This is a genomic window from Nitratireductor sp. XY-223 (genome assembly GCF_004959855.1).
Lineage (GTDB): Bacteria > Pseudomonadota > Alphaproteobacteria > Rhizobiales > Rhizobiaceae > Hoeflea_A.
In genome coordinates, this window is the sequence record NZ_SPNT01000005.1 from 138,113 (window position 1) to 162,014 (window position 23,902).

The 23,902-nt window shown below is 60.8% G+C and carries 26 protein-coding genes and 2 tRNA genes; 6 read left to right on the plus strand and 22 right to left on the minus strand.

The window, feature by feature from the left end; all coding sequences use genetic code 11:
* The 9 genes from E4M07_RS17955 to E4M07_RS29135 all read right to left on the minus strand — a co-directional run bounded on the left by E4M07_RS17955 (position 1) and on the right by E4M07_RS29135 (position 8,727).
* Complete coding sequence (locus tag E4M07_RS17955; protein ID WP_136659764.1) at positions 1-1,296, minus strand: hypothetical protein; 1,296 nt, start codon at positions 1,294-1,296, stop codon at positions 1-3.
* A 5-nt stretch (positions 1,297-1,301) separates the two neighbouring features.
* Positions 1,302-2,450, minus strand: a complete 1,149-nt coding sequence (locus tag E4M07_RS17960; RefSeq protein WP_169054273.1) for a GNAT family N-acetyltransferase — start codon at positions 2,448-2,450, stop codon at positions 1,302-1,304.
* A gap of 1 nt (position 2,451) precedes the next feature.
* On the minus strand, positions 2,452-3,768 hold the full coding sequence (locus E4M07_RS17965) for an ATP-grasp domain-containing protein (RefSeq protein WP_136659766.1): 1,317 nt from the start codon (positions 3,766-3,768) through the stop codon (positions 2,452-2,454).
* Entirely contained in the window at positions 3,765-5,057 is a 1,293-nt protein-coding gene (locus E4M07_RS17970; protein WP_136659767.1) for a GNAT family N-acetyltransferase, read from the minus strand. The genes E4M07_RS17965 and E4M07_RS17970 overlap by 4 nt, the downstream gene beginning before the upstream one ends.
* A 177-nt stretch (positions 5,058-5,234) precedes the next feature.
* Positions 5,235-6,209, minus strand: coding sequence for an SH3 domain-containing protein (locus tag E4M07_RS17975; RefSeq protein ID WP_136659768.1), 975 nt, complete (start codon positions 6,207-6,209; stop codon positions 5,235-5,237).
* Between the two features lie 55 nt (positions 6,210-6,264).
* Entirely contained in the window at positions 6,265-6,627 is a 363-nt protein-coding gene (locus E4M07_RS17980; RefSeq protein ID WP_136659769.1) for a hypothetical protein, read from the minus strand.
* Positions 6,624-7,766 (minus strand): hypothetical protein, encoded by a 1,143-nt coding sequence (locus E4M07_RS17985; protein WP_136659770.1) that lies wholly within the window; start codon positions 7,764-7,766, stop codon positions 6,624-6,626. The genes E4M07_RS17980 and E4M07_RS17985 overlap by 4 nt, the downstream gene beginning before the upstream one ends.
* A 119-nt stretch (positions 7,767-7,885) precedes the next feature.
* A complete protein-coding gene (locus tag E4M07_RS17990; protein WP_136659771.1) occupies positions 7,886-8,182 on the minus strand; it encodes a hypothetical protein in 297 nt (98 codons plus the stop codon).
* Positions 8,183-8,397: 215 nt separating this feature from the next.
* Positions 8,398-8,727: a hypothetical protein gene (locus tag E4M07_RS29135; RefSeq protein ID WP_169054274.1), complete on the minus strand. Its 330-nt coding sequence runs from the start codon at positions 8,725-8,727 to the stop codon at positions 8,398-8,400.
* Positions 8,728-8,730: 3 nt separating this feature from the next.
* Here E4M07_RS29135 and E4M07_RS17995 point away from each other — a divergent pair, with 3 nt between their 5' ends.
* A complete protein-coding gene (locus E4M07_RS17995; protein ID WP_169054275.1) occupies positions 8,731-10,284 on the plus strand; it encodes a peroxidase family protein in 1,554 nt (517 codons plus the stop codon).
* Positions 10,262-10,753, plus strand: coding sequence for a hypothetical protein (locus E4M07_RS18000; protein WP_136659773.1), 492 nt, complete (start codon positions 10,262-10,264; stop codon positions 10,751-10,753). The genes E4M07_RS17995 and E4M07_RS18000 overlap by 23 nt, the downstream gene beginning before the upstream one ends.
* Positions 10,754-10,769: 16 nt before the next feature.
* Here the strand turns inward: E4M07_RS18000 and E4M07_RS18005 are convergent, their stop codons facing one another.
* Positions 10,770-12,803 (minus strand): BTAD domain-containing putative transcriptional regulator, encoded by a 2,034-nt coding sequence (locus tag E4M07_RS18005; RefSeq protein WP_136659774.1) that lies wholly within the window; start codon positions 12,801-12,803, stop codon positions 10,770-10,772.
* A gap of 83 nt (positions 12,804-12,886) precedes the next feature.
* Complete coding sequence (locus E4M07_RS18010; protein WP_136659775.1) at positions 12,887-14,263, minus strand: YcaO-like family protein; 1,377 nt, start codon at positions 14,261-14,263, stop codon at positions 12,887-12,889.
* A 280-nt stretch (positions 14,264-14,543) separates the two neighbouring features.
* On the opposite strand from E4M07_RS18010, the gene E4M07_RS18015 reads away from it, so the two are divergent.
* Positions 14,544-15,707, plus strand: a complete 1,164-nt coding sequence (locus E4M07_RS18015) for an IS481 family transposase (RefSeq protein WP_136659776.1) — start codon at positions 14,544-14,546, stop codon at positions 15,705-15,707.
* Between the two features lie 37 nt (positions 15,708-15,744).
* Here the strand turns inward: E4M07_RS18015 and E4M07_RS18020 are convergent.
* From E4M07_RS18020 to E4M07_RS18065, 10 genes are all read right to left on the minus strand, one after another.
* Positions 15,745-15,820 (minus strand) — tRNA-Phe (locus E4M07_RS18020).
* Between the two features lie 141 nt (positions 15,821-15,961).
* Positions 15,962-16,162, minus strand: coding sequence for a DNA gyrase inhibitor YacG (yacG, locus tag E4M07_RS18025; RefSeq protein WP_136659777.1), 201 nt, complete (start codon positions 16,160-16,162; stop codon positions 15,962-15,964).
* Positions 16,159-16,797 (minus strand): Maf-like protein, encoded by a 639-nt coding sequence (locus E4M07_RS18030; protein ID WP_136659778.1) that lies wholly within the window; start codon positions 16,795-16,797, stop codon positions 16,159-16,161. Before E4M07_RS18030 ends, yacG begins: the two co-directional genes overlap by 4 nt.
* Positions 16,798-16,840: 43 nt before the next feature.
* Positions 16,841-17,059, minus strand: a complete 219-nt coding sequence (gene infA, locus E4M07_RS18035; RefSeq protein ID WP_004435948.1) for a translation initiation factor IF-1 — start codon at positions 17,057-17,059, stop codon at positions 16,841-16,843.
* Positions 17,060-17,207: 148 nt separating this feature from the next.
* Complete coding sequence (locus E4M07_RS18040; RefSeq protein WP_136660000.1) at positions 17,208-17,609, minus strand: low molecular weight phosphatase family protein; 402 nt, start codon at positions 17,607-17,609, stop codon at positions 17,208-17,210.
* A 65-nt stretch (positions 17,610-17,674) separates the two neighbouring features.
* On the minus strand, positions 17,675-18,151 hold the full coding sequence (locus E4M07_RS18045; RefSeq protein ID WP_136659779.1) for a UPF0262 family protein: 477 nt from the start codon (positions 18,149-18,151) through the stop codon (positions 17,675-17,677).
* Between the two features lie 91 nt (positions 18,152-18,242).
* On the minus strand, positions 18,243-19,535 hold the full coding sequence (gene hisD, locus E4M07_RS18050) for a histidinol dehydrogenase (protein WP_136659780.1): 1,293 nt from the start codon (positions 19,533-19,535) through the stop codon (positions 18,243-18,245).
* Positions 19,536-19,575: 40 nt separating this feature from the next.
* Positions 19,576-20,022 carry a DUF2948 family protein gene (locus E4M07_RS18055; protein WP_136659781.1) on the minus strand — a complete coding sequence of 149 codons (447 nt, stop codon included), beginning with the start codon at positions 20,020-20,022 and terminating at the stop codon, positions 19,576-19,578.
* Between the two features lie 98 nt (positions 20,023-20,120).
* Positions 20,121-21,410 (minus strand): UDP-N-acetylglucosamine 1-carboxyvinyltransferase, encoded by a 1,290-nt coding sequence (gene murA, locus E4M07_RS18060; protein WP_136659782.1) that lies wholly within the window; start codon positions 21,408-21,410, stop codon positions 20,121-20,123.
* A 59-nt stretch (positions 21,411-21,469) separates the two neighbouring features.
* Positions 21,470-21,649: a hypothetical protein gene (locus tag E4M07_RS18065; RefSeq protein ID WP_136659783.1), complete on the minus strand. Its 180-nt coding sequence runs from the start codon at positions 21,647-21,649 to the stop codon at positions 21,470-21,472.
* Positions 21,650-21,866: 217 nt separating this feature from the next.
* Between E4M07_RS18065 and E4M07_RS18070 the strand changes: the two genes are divergently transcribed.
* A tRNA-Thr gene (locus tag E4M07_RS18070) sits at positions 21,867-21,941 on the plus strand.
* Positions 21,942-22,198: 257 nt separating this feature from the next.
* Positions 22,199-23,377: a putative sensor domain DACNV-containing protein gene (locus tag E4M07_RS18075; protein ID WP_136659784.1), complete on the plus strand. Its 1,179-nt coding sequence runs from the start codon at positions 22,199-22,201 to the stop codon at positions 23,375-23,377.
* Here E4M07_RS18075 and E4M07_RS18080 read toward each other — a convergent pair.
* Positions 23,367-23,678, minus strand: a complete 312-nt coding sequence (locus tag E4M07_RS18080; RefSeq protein ID WP_136659785.1) for a hypothetical protein — start codon at positions 23,676-23,678, stop codon at positions 23,367-23,369. The genes E4M07_RS18075 and E4M07_RS18080 overlap by 11 nt on opposite strands.
* Here E4M07_RS18080 and E4M07_RS18085 point away from each other — a divergent pair.
* Positions 23,672-23,893, plus strand: a complete 222-nt coding sequence (locus E4M07_RS18085; protein ID WP_136659786.1) for a hypothetical protein — start codon at positions 23,672-23,674, stop codon at positions 23,891-23,893. The genes E4M07_RS18080 and E4M07_RS18085 overlap by 7 nt on opposite strands.
* The last annotated feature ends 9 nt before the right edge of the window (positions 23,894-23,902 follow it).

Genomic DNA, 23,902 nt, shown 5'->3' on the forward strand with positions numbered 1-23,902 from the left:
CTAGATCAGGCTGTTCGCCCAGACCGCGGTGTCGGTGTCGCAGCGCATCTTGGCCAGCAGCCACATGCCGACGGCGGCCATCATGGCCGACAGGCTGTAGGCGGCGGCGATGCCGAGAACGCCGATGACCGGGTAGAGCGCGAAGGCCAGTGCGACCGACAGTGCGACGCCGACCGCCAGCAGCGCCAGGATATCGCCCTGGCGTTCGTGCGAGGCAAGAACGGTAATGGACGGGCCGAATATCGCCCGCACCACGGCAGCCGAGCAGACGACCAAGAGGACCATGCCGTACTGGCTGAAAGCCGGATCGAACAGTCCAAGCAGACGCTCGGCGGCAACGAACAGGCCGGCGATGGCTACAGCGATATAGGCCGTTGCGACACCGTTCAGGCGGCCGATAAGGCGTTTGGCCTGTGTCGTGTCCCGTTTGGCGCAGGCCTGGAATATCTTCGGCTGCAGCACGACATAAAGCGCGCGAATGCCGAAGCCGATCAGCACCCGGATCCGGAAACACACATGCAGCAGCGCGATTTCCAGGGGCGCGGCGAACAGCGCGCAAGCGAGCAGCAAGATCTCGATCTGGTAGTCCCAGCAAAGCGTTATCCCGAGCCACGAGCGCGACCGGCGCGACCACTCGCGGCGGGGTGCTTCTTCCGGTGCGGAATCCTTCGACGGCGCAACCATTTCCGGCCGCAGCGCCCGGAACTGGATCGCCGTCGCCGCAACGGCGCCTATTCCGATGGCGACGAGAATCGGTGCAAAGGACTGGCTCTGGAAGACCGCCACCGATGCAAGCAGCACAGCGAGGGTGACGAACGGCTTGACCAGGCCGTCGGACAGTTGCCCGCTGAACGGCCTTTGCAGACCGATGAGCACGCCACCGTGAAACTTGTTCAATGCCATGACCGGGGCGAGTGCCAGGACCGCTATGGCGGCCGGCCTCGTGTACTCCGATGCGTGCCCCGTCAGATAGGCCGCCACCACGAAGAGCAGGGCGAACAGGGTTGTGAGCACGCAGGATCGCGAGATGACGTGGCGGCCGTGGGCAATGAAGTCTCGGATCGCCGACCGGTTCGGGAAGGCCGACTGCCTGGCGACCTCGACCGGCGCCAGCGACTGCAGGCCAAGAGGAATCGCGACTGCGGCGAGGTTTGCGACCGAAATGCAAACGGCATAGATCGCCAGATTGTCGGTCCCGAATTGCCGCGCGATGACGATCGTCAGGGCAAAGGTCGCCAGTGCGCCCAGCAATCGCGCCACGGTCAGGCCCGAGATCTTTGTCAGCAGTGCAATCATAGGGGCTACTTCGAAAACGCCGGCAGGAACCGATGCAGCTGTTTCTGCGCCTGGAACTTCAGCAGGCGGCTCTTCAGCGCCGCTTTGCCGAAAGTGATCTGCAGGGCGTCCGATCCCTTGCCGAAATAGGGCGGGATATCCGATACCACGCCGGCCTTGCCGGTCAGGCCGCGCTTGAACTGGTGCAGGCTGCAATGCTCGGACGTCGCGCCGCCAAGATCGTACCAGCGGATGCGCGACGTGCCGCACAGGCGCTTGACGATTTCCCACTGCATGAAATAGCCCGCGCGCAACGCGTTGCCGCGCTTGTTGGTGGCCCCGTAGAGGTAGATCGACCGCTCGCCGCTCATGTCGATCGCGGCGGCGGCAACGGGTTCGTCCTTGTCGAAGACGATCGCGAATTCGGGCCGCAGCGCCTTGGTGTCCGAGACCGCAATCTGCTCCAGGGAATCAACGGGGCTCGAATCGTAGAAATTCTTCCGGGACATCATCTGCCGGAAGACGGGTTGGAAAAGGGCCGCGCCTTCGCTGCCCTGGTACCACTCGAACCTCAGGTCCTGCTTCTGGGACTTGCGAAGGTTGTAGCGCCATTTCTGATTGAGGCTCGCCATCGCCTGATCGGCCGGCATGTCGACATCGACGAAATACCGTTCCGGCGCCGGCGGCTGGTAGACGGCCTCAAAACCCTGGTCGCGAAACAGCTCGCTTTCCATTGCCGAGTATTCGGGATCCGAACGCGGAATGACCAGCATATAGCCCTTCTGGCGGGAAACCAGTTCATCGGTGAGCGCCCTGACTATGTGCGACAGGTTGGCCGGGTCGGGTTCCCGATGCGCGGGCCGCCACAGAGGTCCCCACCGCAGGATCGAAAGCCTGGCGAGATTCGCGGGGGCTTTCACGGTTCGAACGACGGCGCCGCCGATTATCCGGTTCTGCCGTTCGACGGCGAGAAACTGCAGCGCGCCGGCCGGCCAGCGCGCCATGTTGAAGCAGGCCGTTTGCTCGTGAACGATGTCCCGATACTCGGCAAACTGCTCGTCCCAGAGCGCCGGGTCCAGGCGGCGCACCACACAATCGTTCGCAGCCGCCGCGGTCGCCACGGGATCCGGACGGACGAATTCGGGTGTCATCGGAAATGCGGAATCGAAAATCATGTCAGGTTTCTCCGGCCGCCCCGATGAATGAGATTCCCGGGCGTGCTTTCGGTATGAGGCGCAGAAGATACGGTCTGCGCCCGTCATGCCGGCGCAACCGGGTGACATGGCCGATGCCCGGGATCACATCCAGAAGATTGACTATACCGGGCAGCGGATCGCGGGCGTTGAACATGACATCGACGTCGGTCCGAACAACGTTCCGGATGATCCTTCCAAGCCACTTGACGGCCTGCCCGGGGCCCAGCACTCCCCGAAGCAATTCCGACTTGAAACCTTCGAGATCTCCGGCGATCCAGGAATAGCGGACACCGGCCCGTCCAAACCGGATATCTCCATCCGCACCGTCCACCAGAAATTCGGCCAGTTCCAGCCCGCAATGCTCCGGGATCACATGGTTGCCTGCGATGCGCGGATTGATTTCCAGCAGATGGATTTCATCGCGCTCCTCATCGACGAGGTACTGAATGCAGCCGATTCCCGTGTAATCCAGTTCGGAGACCAGTTTCTTCGAGTAGTTCAGGATCTCGTCTTCGGGCGGTATCGTCCTGCCTTCCACCGCCAGGCCCGATCCGTCCCGGCGGTCGGTTCTTTCGATGATGGCATGGAGGTACCGGCCAATCCGGCCGGACTCCGCGGCAAAATAACAATTGTGCCGGATGCCGCCGACCTTGCGCTGCAGCAGCAGCGAGCGCTGTTCCGCAGGCCAGGTCGCGAACCACCGCTCGCGGTCCCGGTCCGACCGCAGCGTCACGGCCTTGTGGCCGAACAGCCTGTTGGCAGAATTCTCGGGGCGCACCACGCATGGATAGGACAATTCGGCAAGCGCGCCGCGAAGTCCGTCCAGCGTATCGACCAGGCGGAACGGTGCCACCGGTATGCCCGCTGCGCGAGCGATGCCCAGCAGGGCGACCTTGTCCAGGCAGGTCTGTGCCAATTGCGCGTCGACCATCGCTGTGCGCACGCGTCCCGGCAGATCGGCCTGGTGCCTTGCGAAAAAGCGCACGAACGCCTCCTCGACCGGCACCACGAGATCGATCTCCGGGCGGCGATTGAGCAAATCCGTCAGGGCGGACAGGAACCTTTTTGTGTCGGCGACTTTCGGATGATCCCACATTTCGGAAACGAAGCGGGAGAATTCGGCGCAATGATCGCAGCCTTCGCTTCCGGCGATGACGTGAATATCCCTGCGGAAGAACATCTCGGCCAGCGGCAGGGTCGGCCGGTAGTTGCCCAGCAGCAGAACAGCCGAACGCCGCGAACGCGTGTTCGCGCCCGGTTGCTGCAAATCGGATCGTAGTGGTGCGGGGTGGATCACGTATCCAGGCTCCCCGCTGACTTTCGACCCTTGTCGATTGCCTGGTCGCCTTCGGCCGACGATCCGGTGACCGCGGTCACTGCGGCAATCAACATCTTGCGATAGCGGGGATCGAGCTTCGCGAATCCGGATTTCATGACCGGGCGCAAAACGGACTTCCAGGTGGCGCAATAGGCCAATCCCAGAAGCGAGGCCGGGATGTGCGAAGACTGAATCCGGCAGGCCGTGTTGGTCCAGTGTGCCTTGTAGTCGGCCGGTTCACCGAGGAAATCGTAGACATGCACCCCGGCCTCGTGTGCCCATTTTTGCGAGTACTCCATCTGCACCTTGCCGGGGGAGTACTTGCGGAACGACCAGTCGAACGCGCCGAGATACACGTAGTAGTGCTTGCCCTGACACAGGCCTATCTCGATCGCGATCGGCTTGTCGTCGAGGTAGAGACCGTGCGCCACGGCGCCGTTGGCGAATTCATCGGACGTGTTCAGATCACCGGAAAGCTCGCCGAGGAACCGGACGGTCGACGGGGCGGACAGGGTCTGTGCATTGCGGCCGGTCTGGCGCAGCCACTCGTTCTTCATTTCGAGCGCGCGGCTGATCAGGTATTTGTATTCGGCGCTTCCTCCAGAGTGCACCCGATACTCGAGCTCGCCCATGCGCATGAGCTTGTTGCGGCGCTGATTGCGTTGCCGGCGCGTCTTCTTGGGCAGCGCGTCGAGATACGAGGTCATATCCTCACGCTTGCCGATATCGAGGATCGCCGACTCCTTGTGGAATATTTCAGAGATGCCGCGTTGCTTGGTCAATGCTTGAAGCATCGAGCCGTCCGGTATCGCGTCGAGGGCCGCGGCATCGACCTTGGCGAACTTGATGGCATCCCTCAGCGCCCTGGTGACCAGTCGCCTTGAAATGGCGCTGCGGTCGACAACGACGTTGCTGTATTGGCCGAGCGGCGAGGACAGGCTCACAAGCAGCCGTACGCCGATCCGCGAACGGACTTTCATGGCCGGCCAGACAAGGACGGCTTCGCCGTTTTTCCTCACGACGAAGACCAGCGGTTCAGCCGGCCGGTCCATCGTGTTGTGAAGGTGGCTGCGGATCCATGTCAGGCACCAGTCCGCGGTCTGGAACGCTATGAACAGTTCCCCGCATCGCTGTTCGAGTTCCCGCCACTCCTTCTGGAACCCGTCGAGTTCCGTCCGCGTTTTAAGACATTCCAGGGAGTAGCTGTCGTGATCAAACTCATATCCGGCCACTATGCTGGCACTGGGATGTCGTTCGGCCGCTCTCATCACTTCAACACCATTCGTTCGCTAGAAATACCGCTGTGCAGCGCGTCACGGGACATGCCGCCATGCCCGTAATGTACCATTTCAGCGTATTTCCTTAAACTTGGTATCGAATTGTTGGTTAATGACAGTCGGTTGATTCAGCAGCACTTTTTCGACCGGCAAACCGGCCGGAAACGACTACGCGTCAATGTCCAACAGGGTTTCGTGTATCCACTGATCGGGCCCGATGCTGAGCCAGTTGCCTCGCCGGCCGTGAACGAAAACCCGGTCGCCCTTGTTGTAAACCTCGACGATGTCGAACTGCATGCCGGGCCCGGTGCGGCAGTTCGTATCGATCGTGTTGACGGTGGCCCGGCGGACGGGGTGCGTGTTGCGGCTGTAAACCCAGTGGCTTTTGCTGTTTGAGACGCGATACCACCGGTCACGCTCCTCGAACACCCGCAGGATCGCGCCGAGCCCGACCCGGTCAACGATCTTGGCATCGGAAGCAGCCTCGGCGCGGATCGGCAGCCAGTCGGCGTCGACGTGGATCCATTTCACGACACCGACCGGTCCGGAACGCGCGCCCCCGAGCGCGGCCCGAACGCCGGGCAGAAAATGCTCCTTGAAATCCGGCAGCTTGTTGCCGCCGATAAAGGCGGTTCCCGGACAGCTTTTCACGCCATCGACGCCGAATTTCTTGTTTCCGTTGCTGTCGTACCAATGGTGATAGACGATGTTGTCCTCGGAAGGCTCGCCGAGGCCGAAACGTTCCAGCAATGCAGCGGTCACGCGGAATATCGCCTGTTTCTGTTCGTCGAGCATGACATCGCCGCCGGCGTCGAAATTGCCCAGGTTCTCGATGCAGACGGCCCCGGAATTGGCGCCGTAGATGCAGGCGGGCGAGCGGTTGAGCGGTCGTCCGGTCATCACCGTTCCGTCCGGGAAAATGGTGAAATGCTGACCGATGTCGCTCCAGCCGTTGGTGTCGACATGGTGTCTCTTCATGCTGCGCTGAAGCTCGAAATGATTGTTGCCGCCGAAGCCGCTGTAACGCGGTTTCCAGGTGTGGTGCTGCTGGACCCGGTCGAGCGTGCGCGCCACGGAAATCCCGCCAATCCAGGAAAGAAACTCCTGAACCGAGAATTTGGTGAATCCGTATTTCGTTTCCATGAATGGTTCCCCTTAGGTCAATGGCAGCCGGACATCGATCTCCGGCGCCGGTGCTTCAGGCCGCCGGTTGATTTTCTGCGTCCGTGGCCTTGACCGGATCAATGAATTCGATGATCTGCTCGTTCTTGCCCGGCGGTGTCAGGTATCCGACCGCGACAGTGAGCAGCACGGTGATTGCACCGATGACCTCCGCCGAAATCTCAGGCCCGCCGGTGCGCTCATTGAGCGCCACGAGTATCTGGACCACGGCGGCCGCCAGCGTCGCGGCGGTGACCTTCGCGGCCGGCAGGTTGGAACCCATCCGACGGAATGCCCCCGGCGCTCCGGCCAGGGAGCCTCGCACTGTTGCGTCTTCGCCGGGTTTGCTTCCCTGAGCACTCGCACTCTGTTGATCCAGTTTGGGTGTGATCTTGTTCATTTTCTCTCTCCGTATGACATGATGTGTGCTGACAGTTTGCCCAATTGGCCGTGCACCGCCGGTGACATCGGAAGATGCGAGGGACGGGCCCTCGCCGCCCAGTAGAGGCTGCCCTGGCTGCTGCTCATCTCGAACTCGGCTGCGCCCATATTGCGGATCGCCAGGTCGGCGACGGAGGCGAAACGGATGTTCAGCCGTTCCAGCACGCTGGTCATCCTGCAGGCGATGGCATTTGCTGTCCCGGGAGACGGGGCTTTATCGCCGGCAAAATGCAATCCGACCGCCTCGCCCGTTTCCCCGTCACACCAGGACGAGCCGCTGTCGCCGGCCAACGACAGCGCGTGCTCGTCCTGGAGGTCCGGGTCCGCCGGCACGAGCTTGAAGCCGTTGATACCCCGACGCCGGACTATCCCGGGCTCGACTTCGTAATCCAGGAAATAAATGCCTTCGCCGTCGACCCTCGCCCGCGTCTGACCGGTCGAGCGTCCCGATTTGACGAGAATTTCACCGAGGTCCGGGTCCCGTGCGGATTCCGGCGTGGTAAAAGTCCCGTATATGTAAGGCGCCCAGAACCGCATACCCGTAAGATGGGCGATCGCGGCGTCGCCGTGCTCATCGAGCATGGATCTTCCGAGTGCCGCGACGGAGTCGACGGGCGACCGGCCTCCGTCACCGGTGCCGGGTTGCAGGATCTCGTCGCCGATGACCGCCGCCGGACCCGCCAGGACGTGCCAACTGCTCAGCAATGCGGGCCGGTTTTCCGCCTTGTCGATGACGATGGCGGCAATCGTTCCGGCGGCGGCGTCTCTGCGCCCGACCGAAACGCCGCCGAGCAGAACCGGATGACGCCTCTGGTGATCGGCCGGCACCGTCGCAAGATGCGGATGGTAATCCGCGGCAATGACATCGATTGGTACGCCATCGATCCGGCGGGGGATTACGGCTTCTGCCGCCAAAGCGGAAACCGGCCTCTTTTCCCTGACGTGAACACGGACGACGACCTCCCTTGTCGGGCGGCCGCCCTTCCATCGATACCCGATGTCAATCCCGGTCACATCGGGACGATCGGCAAACGTCCGCCTCGTGGAATCGCAGGCCGCATCAAGCGTCATACGCGAAAAACTGTGTGTATCCGACATGGTCTCCTCCGTCCGTCAGAACGTCAACCGGTCGAAACCGCGTTGTTGCGTTCAAAGACTTCCGAAGTGACCGTGAATTGATCGTGACTTTTAATAGCGGTCGGACCGGAGCCGCGGAATCACGGTGTCGAACCGTCCGGATTCGCCGATGTCGTATCGTCACCGGGCAAGGACCGGACCGCATTGATTTTCCGGTTGACCAGCTCCGTGAACCGGATGAGCGGCTGGTGATAGTGCACGGTGATATCAACAGCCGAGATTTGAAAGGAAGGACACCCGATAGAAGTCCGGATTTCGTCGATCAGACTTTCGACCCGGTCCTGCCAGCCCTGTCGGGAAATGGATTTCGCCGGAACCCAGCTTGCGGGATCCGGAGCCTGAAGAATGTGCTTGCCTATGAGCGCGTCAATATCCATTGCGATTGCTACAGCTACCCCTGATTTGCCTTACATGGTTGTTTTTTAATGGAACAAGACATGCGCCAACTGCTGTGAATTTACCGTGATAGGCCAATCCGGCATGGCCATTGCTCTCCATCCTGAATTTTGAATCACGGAGGATTCACGCCTAGGCTGTGTAATGTGCCGTAGCGTCATGCTGATTAAGGGGGGCGAGTATGAGCAGTCACGGATCAAGGGAATTTGGAGCGCACGAAGACGGGGTTGAAGGCCCGACCAAGGAGGACGCCCAGCGCCGTGCGGAACGGGCCCGGGAAGCACCCAACACCGCGAACCGGCCGGATCACTTTCGCAACATATTCTCCAATGGCGAACTGCCGCTCGATGAACTGACCTGGGGCATCCGCGGCCGCGAAGATCCGCAATATGCTGCTCATCAGGCGTCCACCAGGGACCTGCTCCGCAAACTCGCCAGGCGCATGGGCGAGCACCGGCCGTCGGATGACGATTTCAACGATGACATCCCGGCCGGTTACACCTATTTCGGCCAGCTTGTCGCCCATGACATGGTCTTTTCGACCCTGCCGTTCCGCTCCACGGGCACCTTCCCGCGTCCGAGCCGGAACATTCGCGGCGACCGTCTGATCCTCGACACGATCTATGGCGGCGGACCCGATGCGACACCGATATGTTACGCACTGTCGAAATACACGACCGAAACGCCCGAAAAGCTGAGACTCGGAAGGATAGTTCCTCCTGAAAAGCAGAAAAAGAATGACGGGCAAAAGGACATCGAGGCCGTCAAGGAAAACGACACCAAAGCTGCCGAAGACGCTGGTACCAAAACAGCGGAGGAATCAGATACCACAACCAAGAAAGAAAAAGACCTTCCTCCCCTGCGAGACATCGCCCGGGTCGATTGTATCTCGACAAACGACGATCGGTTAAAGCAAGGCAGCGCACAGCTTCGCACGGCGCTGGTGGCGGATGCCAGAAACGACGACAATCTGTTCCTGTCGCAGTTCCTGGCGCTGATGCACCAGTTCCACAACTCGGTCTGCGCCGCAATCGACGACGTCAATGCAAGCGGCGACGCGCCAGGCGGCAAACCACTGAAGAATGGCTACGACAAGTACATCGTCGCCAGGAGGCTGGTCACCGCCGCCTACAGAAACATCATGGTGAATGATTACCTGCGCAAGATCCTGAATCCCGAGGTGCGCCGTCATTATCTTTCGGTGCTTTCGGGTAGGGGCCGGTTCCTGGATGATCCGGGCGATGCGCGCATGCCGCTTGAATTTTCCCACGCGGCATTCCGGTTCGGCCATTCCATGGTGCGCGGCGAGTATTCGATTAACAACGTCGGCAATATCGGTGGCCCGGCAATTGGGTCCTTGTTCCTGAAACAGGCGCTCAATGCTTCCTCAGGCGGTAAAAGCCCGAGCAAATTACCGCTTCTAAAGGGTTGGCTGATCGCATGGTCACACTTCTTCGCCTTTGACAAGGACCAGCTCAGCAAACTGAATATTGAGGACGTGTCCGCAATCGCGAACCCACAACCGAGCCGAAAAATCATTCCGTCCTTCGTCCCCGATTTCGAGGCGATCTTCCCCGAAGGTAAGAATTCTAGTCACGATCTGGCGTTCAGGGATCTGGTCCGCTCGATCGAGGCCGGCAGCCGCTCCGTCGGATCGCTTGTCGAAATCATCAAACAGAACATGCCGGAATCGGTTTGGAAAAATGCACCTGCGATGTGGGCGTCGGGAAGCACAAGCCATGGCCTCAAGCATGAGATTGCACAGTGGCTACAACAGGGAAAAACGGAGTTCACGGCAGATGAGATCGAGCGCATCTCCGCCGATCCGCCACTGCTCTTCTTCATTCTGTTCGAGGCCCAGCAGGGCGGCGGAAACCGACTCGGCCTGATCGGCTCCGTGATTGTCGCCGAGGTCTTGTTTCAGTCCCTAGCGTCAACATCGGACCTCATTGAGGGAGACGAACCGGCCCGGGCCTGGGCCGGCAAGATCTTCCACGACTTCGAGATGAAGGAGGTCTGGGAAATCGTCGCCTTCATCCACAAGCGCTACGAGTACAGAAATGGCGAACCAAAGTTTATTTGAGGCCGCACGACCCAACCGAACCAAACAGGAGAAAGCAATGCCTGCAGAACGTGTACAGCCATTGAAGCACAAAGACCTGGGAGAATTGATCGTAGAATGGGCGAAAAACCCAGGATCGCGCCCGGCGACCAACGACAATGGGGAAATCCTCGATGTGGACCAATTCCGCAAGGATGTTGCCCATCTCGTCAAAATTCCGGAGCAAATCAAACGGATCGTATTCGTTCAGCCGCTCAAAACCGGTGCCGAGGAATTCGAGTACTACATCCGTCTGCCGCTCGAAGAACTGGTGATGACGTCCGTCCAGAAGGCGAAAGATCATGACGTATCAGCGCAAAATGACACGGACGACCCGTATCCCGTTCCGGATTTCTACGAAATATTCCTGAACACGGCTCCGGACGACAGGAACCACGAAGCGATGCTCTATCGGAGGATCGCCGACTACACATTCGCGCACTGCCACTGACGCATCCAGCGGTCCTCTAGCCATCAGTACCTGCAAGCCGCAGTCCGTCTTGCAGGTGCTTTTGAGTCTGGGCTTCGCGAATGGGGAAAGCCTGCATGATCCACTGGAAGGCCGCTGCCGGCGAAAACGGCTTCTTCGAGTACCAGTTCTGCGCGAGCATGTTCTGCCAGCTGTCCAGTTCGTTGCGGGCGGCAGCGTCCTCGCCGAGCAGTGCGTGCGCGGCCGCCTTCCACGCCGGCAGATAGGGCAGCGCGTCCCCGGCCCTTTCGGTCGCCGCCACGCAGCCCTGATAATCACCGAGCATGAACCGGACACCTGCCTGGTACCCCCACGCCGGCATGATCGGATTTGAATCGGCCTGCAGCGCCCGGTCGGCATAAAGCCGTGCCTTGTCGAACTCGCCGCAATAGGCCAGTCCCAGCGCGACCGAATTCATCGTCCACGGCTCGTTTTCATTCAGCTGGATGGCCAGATCGTAGTTGAGCACCGCCTGGTTGAATTTTCCCGACATCGCATTGCACCAGGCAAGGCTCAACTGGGCGCGCGAATCGTACGGATCCAGCTCGACCGCCCGTGTCGCGTGCTGAAGGGCGCGCGCGGTGCGTTCGGGAGACCGCATGGACCCGCAATAGACGAGGTGGTGGGTGTTCTCCAGCGAAACCATGCTGTGCAGCGCCGGAACGAATGTCGGCGCGCGATCGACCACCTGCTGGATGATGTGCCGCGCCGCCTGGTGGGATTCAGGCCGCCATTTGTGGATCAGCGCCTGGCCCTGGAGATAAAGGTCATAAACGTCGAAATTCAGGTCCTCGCCGTGGACGACATTGGCAAGCCGGTCGGCCGAGATGAACAGGTTGATCGACGTGGCGATCTTCCGGATGAGCTTCCGTCTCTTGTTGATGGCCTCGTCTATCGGGCTCTTTATCTCCTCGCTCCAGATATAGCTGTTCCGGAGCTTGTCCTTCAGCGTCAGAATGATCGACATGTTTTTCCGGGAGCCGACGTCGTACTCGGCGAACACGCCCTCGATCAGGTATTTCGGGCCGCCGCCGAACTGCGTGGCATCTTCGTCCCGGTTGGAAAGGTCCAGGATCGACCATTCCCGGAAACGCACCAGCGATGCGACCAGTTCGTGCCGGAATCCGTCGATCAGATAGCTGTCGCCCCTCGGTCCGCTGCTGGCGAACGCCGACACCCCGATTGTCGGCATGGTCGCCGGCTGCTTCGGGGACGGCATCGCGACCATCGAATTGTAGTCGCTTCCGGTCCCGGCGCCGCCGGTTCGGGGTGTGGCTGCGCCGAACGCGCCGGATTTGACATCGGCGATCAACGCCTGCGTCTCTTCGTCCGGCTCCATGTCATATTCTTCGGCGAGCAGTTCCCAGAGCTCGTTGTAGCAGCGCAGGGCCGCCGCCATGTTTCCCTCGCCGGCGAAACTGCGGATGAGAAAGCGGCGCGCCTCCTCATGCGACGGGTCGATATTGACGAGCGCCTTGGCGGCGGCAATGGCCGTGTCGGCGCGGTCTTCCTTCAGCAGCGCCTGGGCGCAATCGACCATGAGATCGTGCCAGCTGCGGCGAATGACCTGCAGCCAGTTGGTGAAGGCATGGTCGAGGCTTTCGAAGCCGTAGAGGATCCTGTCCGGCGTGGCGCCGCTGAACAGCAGTGTCTCGGGAACAGCGGCACGCTTTAGCTCGTCCACGAACGCAACGACATCGATTGTAAGGCCGCTTTTGTCGAGGCCGACGTTTTGCCTGTCGGTGTAGAACCCGTCAAAATCCAGTGCCGTCAGTACATTGCGCAGCTGCTTCAGGCACTGGCGCAGTGACGCGCGCGCCTGCTCCTCGCTCTTGCGGCTCCACAACAGTCCGGCCAGGCGTTCGCGGGTCTCGGTTCCGGAATCGCTGAACGCGAGATAGGCCAGTATGGCGCAGGCTTTTTTGTTGGGGATTCGAACAGGGCGGCCCTCGGCATCCAGAAGGGAAAAGCCTCCGGTCACCGCCATTTTCAGACGCGTTTCAACAGCCCCAACATGACCTGCTGTCAGCATTGGCCGGGCCCCCGAAATGTTCAATCAAATATTTTTAACGCCCCAGTTGATTGGTGATATTATTATCCATGGTTGTAAATTAATCAAATGAGCGAGGGCCTGTTTTCCAGTTCCCCGGGGTCTCGATCATTGGCCTTGAGCGCCGCCGCCAGGCGCGGTGAAACCCACTCCCGGTTGGATGCCTGAAGACCCGGAACAAGGACCCGGACAACGGGAATTTCCAACTTCGGCCTGGTCAGATCCACCCTGTAGGATCTGTAGCCCCGGTTCGTCAGCGTCGACAACACGGCCTCAAGCGTGCTGCCTTCAGCCGCCTCGCCCGACGACGCCGAGCCGATGCCGCCTTCCAGTTCCGGAAACGCGGAGACCGCGAGCCGCTCGAAACGCTCGATCCATTTTTGATCCTTGTCCGAAAGCGCGCCCCTGCCCCGGCTGCGCATCCGCGCGAGGGAAATCTCGTGCGCCAGCTCCATCTGGCACATTTCCAGGAATGCGCCCGCCATCGCGGTCGCCAGCGACGGGTGGGCCTTGAAGCCGGCGACGATGCCGCGGCCCTCGGCATCCGACGAAAGCGCGGCCACAACGGGTATTTGCAGGTCGCTCGTCAGCTCCAGGAGCCACCATCTGCGCGGCTGGTCGCCGCGGACTTTCTCAGCAAGCGCCGTAAACTGCGGATGGTTCTTGCCGTTTGTATCGATGCGGCGGGCGGCGTTGCCGCCATACCACCACAGGACGAGCGCGTCGCGTTCAACGACCTCCAGCAGCGCCGACAGGGCGGCCTCGTCCAAGGTCGCACCGGCGCTGATGCCGGTGCTTTCGGCAGCCCGCCGGCCCCGGCGCAGGGCCTCCGGCCTCCTCAAGACAATCTCGCAGGGAAACAGGGCGCCTTCACCGTCCGGCAGAGACCGGGCTTCAACCCACTGGACATCGCCAGGCCGAAGGTCTCCGGGAGCGCCAAGGCCGGACAGCGCCCAGTCCAATTCCGCTTGCGTCAGTCCATGGGCCGATGGGGGCGGGACAATCAGCGGGTCGTCTTCACGTTCGCAGAACGACAGATACTCCGCCGCCTCGCCGATGCAGCTTTCGAAGGCCCGGCGCCGGTCCAGTCCGCGGCCGGCCATCCCGACATTCCCGTTCGTATCCCTTATGCCGTACCTTTCCGGTGAGACCATTGCACCGAAGAAACGGACACCCGGCGCGTAAGGCAGCGGTAATTCGAAGACGTCGTCGAGACCGGCGGCCAGCGACAGCAGCGCGCAGCGGTTTGCTTTCGTTTCGGGATCGCCGGCGGTTGAACCCAGTTGCCCGGAGCCACCGTCGGCCCGCACATATCCAAGGTCCAGCAGCAGATCCCTCGCGGGTCCCGGATCCACGTCGGCATCCGACCGGATCGGCCCATGGCGATGGTCGCCGGCCGCAATGCGATCGAGCAGCGCGCCGGCGGCGCTGAAAGGATACATAAGCAGGTTCCCCCCGAATGCCGTCTCCCCGGTGTCAGAGCACCGGCATCATGTAACCAGCCCCCGGCGCGGCAGTCAAAACCAGGCCGGCCGACGCCTGCGGGAACAGAGAGCACTGTTTACCGCCATAGGCGCACCAGCAGCCGCAACGCCGTTGTCGCTATGTCCGTCTCGGGAATGTCCTTCCTGAGACAGGGGTGACATTTCATTCCGGACACATGGGTTACACTTTTGGCCCTTTGCGGGGAGAGCAAGGGTGCCTTGGAAGGAGTGTAAGGTCATGGATGAACGGCTCAAATTCATCGCACGCTTGCTGGACGGTGAGAAGATGGCGGTGCTGTGTCGGGAGTTCGGGATTTCGCGCAAGACCGGCTACAAGCTTCGCGATCGATATCGCGATTGCGGCGCCAAGGGCCTGACCGATCGTTCCCGACGTCCGTACCGTCAGGCCAATCAGCTGCCGATGCAGATCGAGAAGACGATCGTTCGGCTCAAGCGGGAGCGGCCGAGCTGGGGCGCGCCGAAGATCCGCGAGAAGTTGCGGCGGGGTTACCCGGATGTTCATACACCGGCGATCAGCACCGTGCATGCGGTTCTCGACCGCAACGGCCTGGTCAAGCGCAGAAAGCGGCGTCGCAACAAGGCAAGGGGCACGACGCTTTCGACCGGCGTCAAGCCGAATGATTTGTGGTGCGCCGACTACAAAGGCGAGTTCATGCTCGCCGACCGGCGCTACTGCTATCCGTTGACCATCAGCGATCATGCCAGCCGCTATCTCATCGCCTGCGAGGCTCTGCACACGACCAAGGAGATTTATGCCTTCACGGTTTTCGAACGGGTTTTCAAAGAGTTCGGCATGCCCAAGTCGATCCGAACCGACAATGGTGTCCCGTTCTCAAGCCCCAATGCGCTGTTCAACCTGTCGAGGCTCTCCGTCTGGTGGTTAAGACTGGGCATTGAGATCGAGCGCATCAAACCGGGCCATCCCGAACAGAACGGCCGCCACGAGCGCATGCATCTGACGCTCAAGCTGGAGACTACAAAGCCGGCCGGACAGAACTTCCTCCAACAGCAAGCCAAGTTCGACGACTTCATCGATTGCTACAACAACGAACGGCCGCACCAGGCCCTGGATATGCAATATCCGACGGAACGATATTCACCATCACCGAGGACTTATCGCGGCTTGCCTGACATCGACTATCCGTTCCACGACAAGGCCGTCACGGTGACCCCATGCGGCCGCATCTGCTTCAACCGCCGAAAGATCAATCTCAGCCAGGTCTTCGCAGGGCAGACCGTCGGAATCAAGCAGACCGACGATCATATTTGGCTGGTCAGCTTCCTGGACCATGATCTGGGGTACTTTGACGATGAGACATGCAGACTGGAACCACTCAAGAACCCATTCGGGGCAAAAGTGTTACCAATGTCTCCGGTATAAACTGTTACCTATGTGACCGGAACGGACCAAGGGATCGTGGTGCCCAGGGGCGGAATCGAACCACCGACACGCGGATTTTCAGTCCGCTGCTCTACCAACTGAGCTACCTGGGCGTCGCCTCGAAATGACCTTGGAGCGTTGGCGGCTCCGGTCAGGCGAGCCGGGTTATAGCACGTCCTTTTGCCGTGTCCAGACGATTTCACGCCAATGTCATAGATTTTTGGCGAGCATCGGCCGGAGCCGAAATCAGGGCGCTAGTCGCCGTCCTCGGAGGGTTTGAGATTCTCCTCCTCCTCGGCCACCGGAATGGCGTAGGCGCCGCTCAGCCAGCGCCCCAGATCGACGTTGCGGCAGCGTTCGGAACAGAACGGGTAGCTCTTGCGCGACGACGGCCGTCCGCATTCGGGGCACGGGCGCGTGCGGCGCAGCGGCTCGACATTGTCCTTTTCGCTCATTGCGCGGCGCTCCGTTCCGGCGCCAGCCAGCCGGCATGCACGTCATAGCCCTCACCGGTCAGCAGGTTGACCGTCTCGAGCAGCGGCAGGCCGACCACGTTGCTGTAGGAGCCCACCAGCTTGGCGATGAATGTGCCGGCAAGGCCCTGGATAGCATAACCGCCGGCCTTGTTGCGCCATTCGCCGGAGGCCAGGTAGCTTTCGACCTCCATGCGCGACAGCCGCTTGAAGCGCACCCGCGTCTCGACCACCCGCTGGCGCAGGCCGTCATTGGGCGTGACGAGGCAAATGCCCGTATAGACCCGATGGGTGCGGCCGGAGAGCCGGTAGAGCGCGCTGGAGGCCTCGTTGACGAGCTCGGTCTTGTCGAGCACCCGACGGCCGATGGCGACCACCGTGTCGGCGGACAGGATGAACCGGTTCGGCCATTGCGGATCGCCCTTGAGCGCCTTGCGCGCCGCGTCCGCCTTCTCGCGCGACAGGCGGCGGGCCAGGGTGCGCGGATGCTCGGCCCTGCGGGGCGTCTCGTCGACATCGGTGGGCATGAGGTGGTCGGGCTCGATGCCGGCCTGCCTCAGCAGTTCGAGCCTGCGCGGCGAGCCTGAGGCCAGTATGAGCTTGTGCGGCAGGACCATCTAGACCATTTCACGGTTAGATTGACGCGGAAGCAAGCCGGTCTTACTTGAACCGGTAGGTGATGCGGCCCTTGGTCAGATCGTAGGGCGTCATCTCGACAAGCACCTTGTCGCCGGCAAGCACGCGGATGCGGTTCTTGCGCATGCGGCCTGCGGTGTGGGCGATGATTTCATGCTCGTTTTCCAGTTTCACCCGGAACGTCGCATTGGGCAGCAGTTCGGTCACGACGCCCGGAAATTCGAGGACTTCTTCCTTAGCCATAAAGTCAATGTCATCCTGTTACAGTACACGGGCGGCCGTGCCGCCCCGGTTGCGCGGGAACCTACACAATCGCCCGCGGTTTGTGAACACAATTGCGCGCGGGTCTTTCAATTCTTGTGTCTTCGGCGGCATTTTCGGTGCGATGCGGTCACAAGTCGCGCCCGAAGCGCTTTTTCAGCATCATGTCGATGTGATCGCGCACGCTGCGATAGGCGGCGACGATCTGGTCGCGGGTGCCGGTGGCGACCGTCGGGTCCGGCGTAGGCCAATAGACCGCCTCGACGGCGCTCGATCGGGTCATCTCGAGGGCCCGGTGATGGGCCTCCGGCGCCAGCGAGACGATAAGGTCGAAATAATCGTCCTCCAGCTCGTCGAAGGTGCGCGGCTGGCGGCGGCCGAGGTCGAGGCCCACCTCCTCCAGCACCACATCGACGAACGGGTCGCGCTCGCCGGGCCGCACGCCGGCGGAAGCGATGAAGGTGCCGCGCGGCAGGTAGCGGTGGGCGAGCAGCTCGGCCATCGGCGAACGGATGGCGTTCATGCCGCACATGAAAAGGACCGAAGACGGGGCGCCGCCCGGTTTGTCTGCCTCAATGTCGGGTTCCGCCGCCAAGTTCAGCCGCGCCAGTGCAGCACGCAGACCAGCGTGAACAGCCGGCGGGCGGTGTCGAAATCGATGGTGATCTTGCCGCCGAGACGGTCCATCAGCGTCTGCGAGCCTTCGTTGTGGACACCGCGGCGGCCCATGTCGATGGCCTCGATCTGGCTGGGCGTCGAGGAGCGGATCGCCTCGTAGTAGCTCTCGCAGATCATGAAGTAGTCCTTGACGATGCGGCGGAACGGCGTCAGCGACAGGATATGGGTGGCGACCTGCTCGCCGTCTTCCGTGGTGATATGGAAGACGAGCTTGGAATCGACCAGCGAGAGCTTGAGTTTGTAGGGCCCGCCGTCGTGGCCGACCGGCTCGAAACTGTTCTCCTCGATGAGATCGAAGATGGCGACGGCACGCTCGTGCTCGACATCGGGCGTCGAACGGCCGATGGAATCATCGAGCGTTACGTCCGAAAGCCTGAATGCACCGGCGTCAGCCATGGCAAAGCGTGCTCCTGAACCGCTGCCGGCCTCCCGCCCGGACTGTGCGGCGCTATCGGGCCAGCATCTTCAAGCGCAGCCCGGCCAAATCCTATTTGTTCATCCGAATTGCAACAGAGCGGGCATGGGCGTCAAGGCCCTCGGCCTTCGCAAGCGCCACCGCCGCCGGCCCGAGTTTGGCGAGCTGGTCGGCATCGAGCCGCAGCACCGAGGTGCGCTTGACATAGTCGAGCACCGAAAGGCCGGAGGAAAAGCGCGCCGAGCGGGCGGTCGGCAGCACGTGGTTGGAGCCGCCGACATAGTCGCCGATGACCTCGGGCGTGTGGCGGCCGATAAAGACGGCGCCGGCATTGCGGACCTGCGGCAGCAGCGCGTCGGGGTCGTCGACGGCCAGTTCCAGGTGCTCCGGCGCCAGGCGGTTGACCAGCGGCATGGCGGAGACAAAATCCGGAACGATGATCGTGGCGCCGTAATCGCGCCAGCTGGCGCCGGCGATCTCCGCGCGGCTGAGGGTCTTGAGCTGGCTTGCCACCGCCGCCTCGACGGCGTCGGCGAATGCTTCGCTGTCGGTAATCAGGATCGACTGCGCCGCCTCGTCGTGCTCGGCCTGGGCGAGCAGGTCGGCGGCGATCCAGTCGGGATTGTTGTTTTCATCGGCCAGCACCAGCACTTCCGACGGGCCCGCGATCATGTCGATGCCGACGGTGCCGAAGACCTGTTTCTTGGCGGCTGCGACATAGGCATTGCCCGGCCCGACGATCTTGGCGACCGGCGCGATGGTCTGCGTGCCGAAAGCGAGCGCCGCGACCGCCTGGGCGCCGCCGATGCGGTAAATCTCAGAGACGCCCGCGAGCTTCGCCGCGACAAGCACCAGCGGGTTGAGTTCGCCATCCAGGCACGGCACCGCCATGACGATGCGCTCGACACCGGCGACGCGGGCCGGCACGGCATTCATCAGCACCGAACTCGGATAGCTCGCAAGCCCGCCCGGCACGTAAAGGCCGACCGCCTCGATCGCCGTCCAGCGCGAGCCGAGGCCGACGCCGAGCGCATCCTCGTAGAAATCGTCCTTCGGCATCTGCCTTGCGTGGTGGCTTTGGATGCGGTCATGGGCGAGCTTCAAGGCGTCCAGCGTTGTCGCATCGACCTTGTCCATCGCCGCGTCGATCTCGGCTGCCGGGACGGCGATGCCCGCCTCGCCGAGGTCGAGCCGGTCGAATTTCTGCGTATAGTCGATCAGCGCCGCGTCGCCCCGCGCCTGAACATCGGCAATGATTTTTGCAACCACGTCGGCGACATCCTGCGAGACCTCGCGCTTCATGGCGAGAAGCGCGTCGAACGCTTCGGCAAAGCCGCTGTCATTCAGGTTCAGTCTGCGGGCCAATGGTGTTCTCCCGGTGCCGCTTGGCTTGGATGAGACGGCGTCACACGTCAGAAAGAGGATGCGCCGGACGGAACCCGGTTTCCCAGGCGGCGCCGAGATCGCTCAGTTGCGCCTCGACACATTCGACATCGAACTCGACCGCCGCGTCGCCGGAGAAGATCAATTCGATGCGGCCGGCGGGTTCCTGCTCGCCGGGCACGAAATTGACCGTCAGGAGCGAAAGCACCGCATCGTCGTCGCTGCGGCGGAAGCCGCGCGAGCGCACCGCGCCGACGCGGTTGAAATGCAGCGCCGTGCGACGGCGCTCGTAGCTGCGCTTGCTCCTGCCGCCCGATTCCTCCCACACGAAGCGGTTGCCGACCAGCGCGAACTGCTTATCGCGGGCGCTGTAGTCGAAGTCGGCGGGCTTGAACACCGCGTCCTGCATATAGGCTGAGATGATGGACAGGTCTTCCTTGTCCAGCGCCACGAGTTTCAAGAGTTCCATGAACGGCCCTTTGCCTGCCGCCAACCCACGGGCGGTTTTCTCAGCAGGTTAGATAATCATTGTTGCCGGAAGGCGCAATTGCCTTGTCGGCGCGCCGGTCAGGAACTGAGGCGCTCCACGGTTGCGCCGCAGCGCGTCAGCTTTTCCTCCAGCCGCTCGAAGCCGCGGTCGAGATGGTAGACCCGGTTGACGACCGTCTCGCCCTCGGCCGCAAGTGCGGCGATGACCAGCGACACGGAGGCGCGCAGATCCGTCGCCATCACCTGTGCGCCCTTCAGCTGATCGACGCCGCGCACCGTCGCCGTCTGGCCCGACAGCGCGATGTCGGCACCGAGCCGCGCCAGCTCCTGCACGTGCATGAAGCGGTTCTCGAAGATCGTCTCGGTGATGTGCGAGGTGCCCTTGGCCTTGGTCATCAGCGCCATGAACTGCGCCTGCAGGTCGGTCGGAAAGCCGGGGAACGGGTCGGTGGTGACGTCCACCGGCTCGAGGCCGGCACCGTTGCGGCGCACATGGATGCCGGAATTCGTCGCGTTGACCTCGGCGCCGGCGGCGCGCAGCGTGTCGAGCGCGCTTTCAAGCAGGCTCGCGCTGGTGTCCTCCAGCATCACGTCGCCGCCGGCCATCGCCACGGCCATGGCGTAGGTGCCGGTTTCGATGCGGTCGGGCAGCACCCGGTGGCGGGCGCCCGTGAGCGAGCCGACGCCCTCGACGATAATGGTGGGCGAACCGGCGCCGGAGATGCGCGCGCCCATGGCGTTGAGGCACTTGGCGAGGTTCTCAACCTCCGGCTCGCAGGCCGCGTTGTGGATCTCGACCGTGCCGTCGGCGAGCGTCGCCGCCATCATCAGCACATGGGTGGCGCCGACGGAGACTTTCGGAAATGTGTAGCTGCCGGCCCTGATGCCCTTCGGCGCGCGGGCATTGACATAGCCGCCGTCGATGTCGATCTCGACGCCGAGCGCTTTCAGCCCGTCTATGAAAAGGTCGACCGGGCGCGTGCCGATGGCGCAGCCGCCGGGCAGCGAGACGCGCGCCTCGCCCATGCGGGCGATCAGCGGGCCGATGACCCAGAAGCTGGCGCGCATCTTGGAGACGAGCTCATAGGGCGCGGTCGTGTCGACGATCTCGCGGGCGGTGAAATGGATGGTGCGCGAATAGCCGCGGTCCTGCGCCTGGCGGCGGCCGTTCACCGAATAGTCGACTCCGTGATTGCCGAGGATGCGGATGAGCTGCTCGACATCGGCGAGATGCGGCACGTTTTCCAGCGTCAGCGTATCATCGGTCATCAGCGAGGCGATCATCAGCGGCAGCGCCGCGTTCTTGGCGCCGGAGATCGGGATGACGCCGTTGAGGCTCTCGCCGCCGACAATTCTGATACGATCCATGCACATCCCGGGCGCGGTGCCCGCCTCTCTTCTTTTTCCTTGCACGACAGCTTGCGTGGCTAAGGCCGCTTGTCCCCGTGGCTCGCCGGCAGGCCAGCCGCCTCGTCCATGGCGCCCTTGCGGCGGGCGCGGGTCTGGCCCTTGCGGCGCTGCAGGTTGGCGCGCAGCTCGGCCGCCAGCCGCTCCTTGCGCTTGTCGGCCGGGGATTTACGCGTGGCGCTGTCGTCTGATTGTCCCATCGCCCCGACATACCCCATTCGCCGCAGAGTGGCAAAGGGCAATTATAGGGCCAAAATCGGGCAATGGCGGGCATTTGTGCCGCAATGGTTTACGCGGGGGTTTGAAGCGTCACGCGGCGTGCGCGCAAAAAACCTGCGCGGACGGCGCGCATTGGTCCTTGCGTCGATTGTGATCCTATGGCAATAGGCAGCCCGGTTCGCCGCGAACCTTTTTTAAGCTGCCGTAGCTCAGGGGTAGAGCACTCCCTTGGTAAGGGAGAGGTCGAGAGTTCAAATCTCTCCGGCAGCACCATGATTTCGAGAGATTTTGATAGTTTGTGTCGTCGATCCGATGGTCGGGTATCACATTACTTTACTTTCCTTACCGCTGTGTTCGGTGTCCGTTGCAAAAAAGCGATGAACTCCTGAAGACGCAATCATGGGAGGCTTAATTCGGTTTTGAGTAAACAGTCACTGTAACGGAAGGTGATACGGGCGGCTTCACACACAAATCAACACGCAATAAGTTCATCTGTTAGTTGAGATTGAAGAATCGGACAATGAGAGCGGATGGAAAGAGATTTGCAAAATTCACCAGAAGAAATGGCCAAATACACCAAACTGCTTCTGGACTCTAAGACGACATCCCCAGTTGTATTCCAGCCAAACTTATCAGAACATCTTGGTCGAGTCATTTCGAGCCGATTTTCGGATGACAGCTATAATATTGAAGCAGAAATTTATTCTGAATTCTCAAAAAGTGTCGAAAGCGCATATTTCGCCAGCTTTGAATTGGACGAAGGTAGATTTTTTCCGTTTTCAATATCCTATGTCCCACAAAGCGAGATCGGTGCAACTGAGACACTATTCGATCAACCTTTGGAACTGAGTGCAAAGAGCGTCTCCAAGCTTGCTCCTGCCTTAGTTTCCTCTCGACGAAATATTATAATTTCATATATCAATGAAAAGAATTTCATTGTTGGTATCGGAGTAAAGACAAACAAATTTCTTGAGCTGAGTTCGATTAGACCAGGAACTTTATCTGTTAAATATTATGTTGAAAATCAAATTGGCCCATACAACTTAGCTTTTCTTGGTAGAAATGATGTTTATTTTAACCCTGGTATTTTGACCGATCATCTGGGAGCTCTTGTTTCACATGATAAAGGCGGATTTAACGCAGCAAGAGCCGAATTTGCATTCGAAGTTCTACGAAGAATTTACTCGTTTCAACGTGGTGGTATACTTATTATAGTTGATGAGCAGGAGGATTGGGCACAATCGATTTCTTCGGGAAACTTATTCGACATGAATTCGCAAATGGAATTTGGCAAATTGTCGGAGTCACTGGTTGGCAGGGATATTGATGCTGCGATCAGTACCGGATATTCAAATGACGTTGCGTCTTTGTCACGTGTTGATGGCGCGACCATAGTCGATAGAGATTTTCGTGTTCTCGCCTTTGGCGCAAAACTCAAAGCCAAATCTGCCAAATATAGTGTTCATAGATATACTGAGTTTCCACCCGGATTACAGCATGGGTCTGTTAATTGGGGCACGCCAGGAAAACCGAAACCAATCAGTGAGGTGGGGGGAATGCGGCATCGATCTTCAGCGCAATTCATTCATGACAATAAGAATGCTCTAGCACTTACAATTTCCGAAGATGGTCCGATAAGCTGGTTTTTTTGGCACAAACCAAGAAATATGGTTGCGAGGATTAAGAACGCAGAAGCCTTCATTGTATGATATGTCTGCTTCTAATCCAAAGCCAGTAATTTGAGAAGCACGATAAGAGTGCTCGCCTGATCCGGCCGAAGCTGCAGTGGAGCAATATGGCGCGTTCGGCGCAAATACCTTCGACGATCGATTCCTCCAGCGCCTCGACAAGTTCGTTCTTGAATGGTTCTCGCGCAGACTTTGTTGCCGGAACCCGGATCAATTGACGATGCAGGAAGAATAAGGACAAGATTCCTCGATGAACGGCCTTGCAATCCGGAATATGCAGCACCGTCAGGGTCATATCGCGCCGAGGAATCAGCAATGCCATTTCTTGCCGCCGTTTGGGAATTTTGCACCTTCATCCTTGAAGTCCTGGGGATCGCGGCGTCCCTGGTGCTTTTGTGGCGGGAGCGGAAGCATCGGCGAAAGATGGCGTTCGGCAACCGGACGTCAGCAGCGAAACGCGATTCCGACCTTGTCGTCCGGTTGTGCGTCCTTCTGTTCGCGGTCAGCGCGACGTCCATGGTGTCGCGCCTTTTCTAGCGCGCCGGT

Excerpts from the sequence above, each read along its gene's own strand:
- yacG (WP_136659777.1), bottom strand. The coding sequence starts at position 16,162 with ATGAGCGAAAAGGACAATGTCGAGCCGCTGCGCCGCACGCGCCCGTGC.
- E4M07_RS18045 (WP_136659779.1), bottom strand. The coding sequence starts at position 18,151 with ATGGCTGACGCCGGTGCATTCAGGCTTTCGGACGTAACGCTCGATGAT.
- E4M07_RS18065 (WP_136659783.1), bottom strand. The coding sequence starts at position 21,649 with ATGGGACAATCAGACGACAGCGCCACGCGTAAATCCCCGGCCGACAAG.
- E4M07_RS18015 (WP_136659776.1), top strand. The coding sequence starts at position 14,544 with ATGGATGAACGGCTCAAATTCATCGCACGCTTGCTGGACGGTGAGAAG.
- E4M07_RS18085 (WP_136659786.1), top strand. The coding sequence starts at position 23,672 with ATGCCATTTCTTGCCGCCGTTTGGGAATTTTGCACCTTCATCCTTGAA.
- E4M07_RS18030 (WP_136659778.1), bottom strand. The coding sequence starts at position 16,797 with ATGGTCCTGCCGCACAAGCTCATACTGGCCTCAGGCTCGCCGCGCAGG.
- E4M07_RS18000 (WP_136659773.1), top strand. The coding sequence starts at position 10,262 with ATGGCGAACCAAAGTTTATTTGAGGCCGCACGACCCAACCGAACCAAA.
- E4M07_RS17985 (WP_136659770.1), bottom strand. The coding sequence starts at position 7,766 with ATGTCGGATACACACAGTTTTTCGCGTATGACGCTTGATGCGGCCTGC.
- E4M07_RS17990 (WP_136659771.1), bottom strand. The coding sequence starts at position 8,182 with ATGGATATTGACGCGCTCATAGGCAAGCACATTCTTCAGGCTCCGGAT.
- E4M07_RS18080 (WP_136659785.1), bottom strand. The coding sequence starts at position 23,678 with ATGGCATTGCTGATTCCTCGGCGCGATATGACCCTGACGGTGCTGCAT.
- E4M07_RS17995 (WP_169054275.1), top strand. The coding sequence starts at position 8,731 with ATGGTCTTTTCGACCCTGCCGTTCCGCTCCACGGGCACCTTCCCGCGT.
- E4M07_RS17975 (WP_136659768.1), bottom strand. The coding sequence starts at position 6,209 with ATGGAAACGAAATACGGATTCACCAAATTCTCGGTTCAGGAGTTTCTT.
- E4M07_RS17980 (WP_136659769.1), bottom strand. The coding sequence starts at position 6,627 with ATGAACAAGATCACACCCAAACTGGATCAACAGAGTGCGAGTGCTCAG.
- E4M07_RS18005 (WP_136659774.1), bottom strand. The coding sequence starts at position 12,803 with ATGCTGACAGCAGGTCATGTTGGGGCTGTTGAAACGCGTCTGAAAATG.
- E4M07_RS18055 (WP_136659781.1), bottom strand. The coding sequence starts at position 20,022 with ATGGAACTCTTGAAACTCGTGGCGCTGGACAAGGAAGACCTGTCCATC.
- E4M07_RS18010 (WP_136659775.1), bottom strand. The coding sequence starts at position 14,263 with ATGTATCCTTTCAGCGCCGCCGGCGCGCTGCTCGATCGCATTGCGGCC.
- E4M07_RS17960 (WP_169054273.1), bottom strand. The coding sequence starts at position 2,450 with ATGATTTTCGATTCCGCATTTCCGATGACACCCGAATTCGTCCGTCCG.
- infA (WP_004435948.1), bottom strand. The coding sequence starts at position 17,059 with ATGGCTAAGGAAGAAGTCCTCGAATTTCCGGGCGTCGTGACCGAACTG.
- E4M07_RS17970 (WP_136659767.1), bottom strand. The coding sequence starts at position 5,057 with ATGAGAGCGGCCGAACGACATCCCAGTGCCAGCATAGTGGCCGGATAT.
- E4M07_RS17955 (WP_136659764.1), bottom strand. The coding sequence starts at position 1,296 with ATGATTGCACTGCTGACAAAGATCTCGGGCCTGACCGTGGCGCGATTG.
- murA (WP_136659782.1), bottom strand. The coding sequence starts at position 21,410 with ATGGATCGTATCAGAATTGTCGGCGGCGAGAGCCTCAACGGCGTCATC.
- E4M07_RS18040 (WP_136660000.1), bottom strand. The coding sequence starts at position 17,609 with ATGTGCGGCATGAACGCCATCCGTTCGCCGATGGCCGAGCTGCTCGCC.
- E4M07_RS29135 (WP_169054274.1), bottom strand. The coding sequence starts at position 8,727 with ATGGGCGACAAGCTGGCCGAAATAGGTGTAACCGGCCGGGATGTCATC.
- E4M07_RS18075 (WP_136659784.1), top strand. The coding sequence starts at position 22,199 with ATGGAAAGAGATTTGCAAAATTCACCAGAAGAAATGGCCAAATACACC.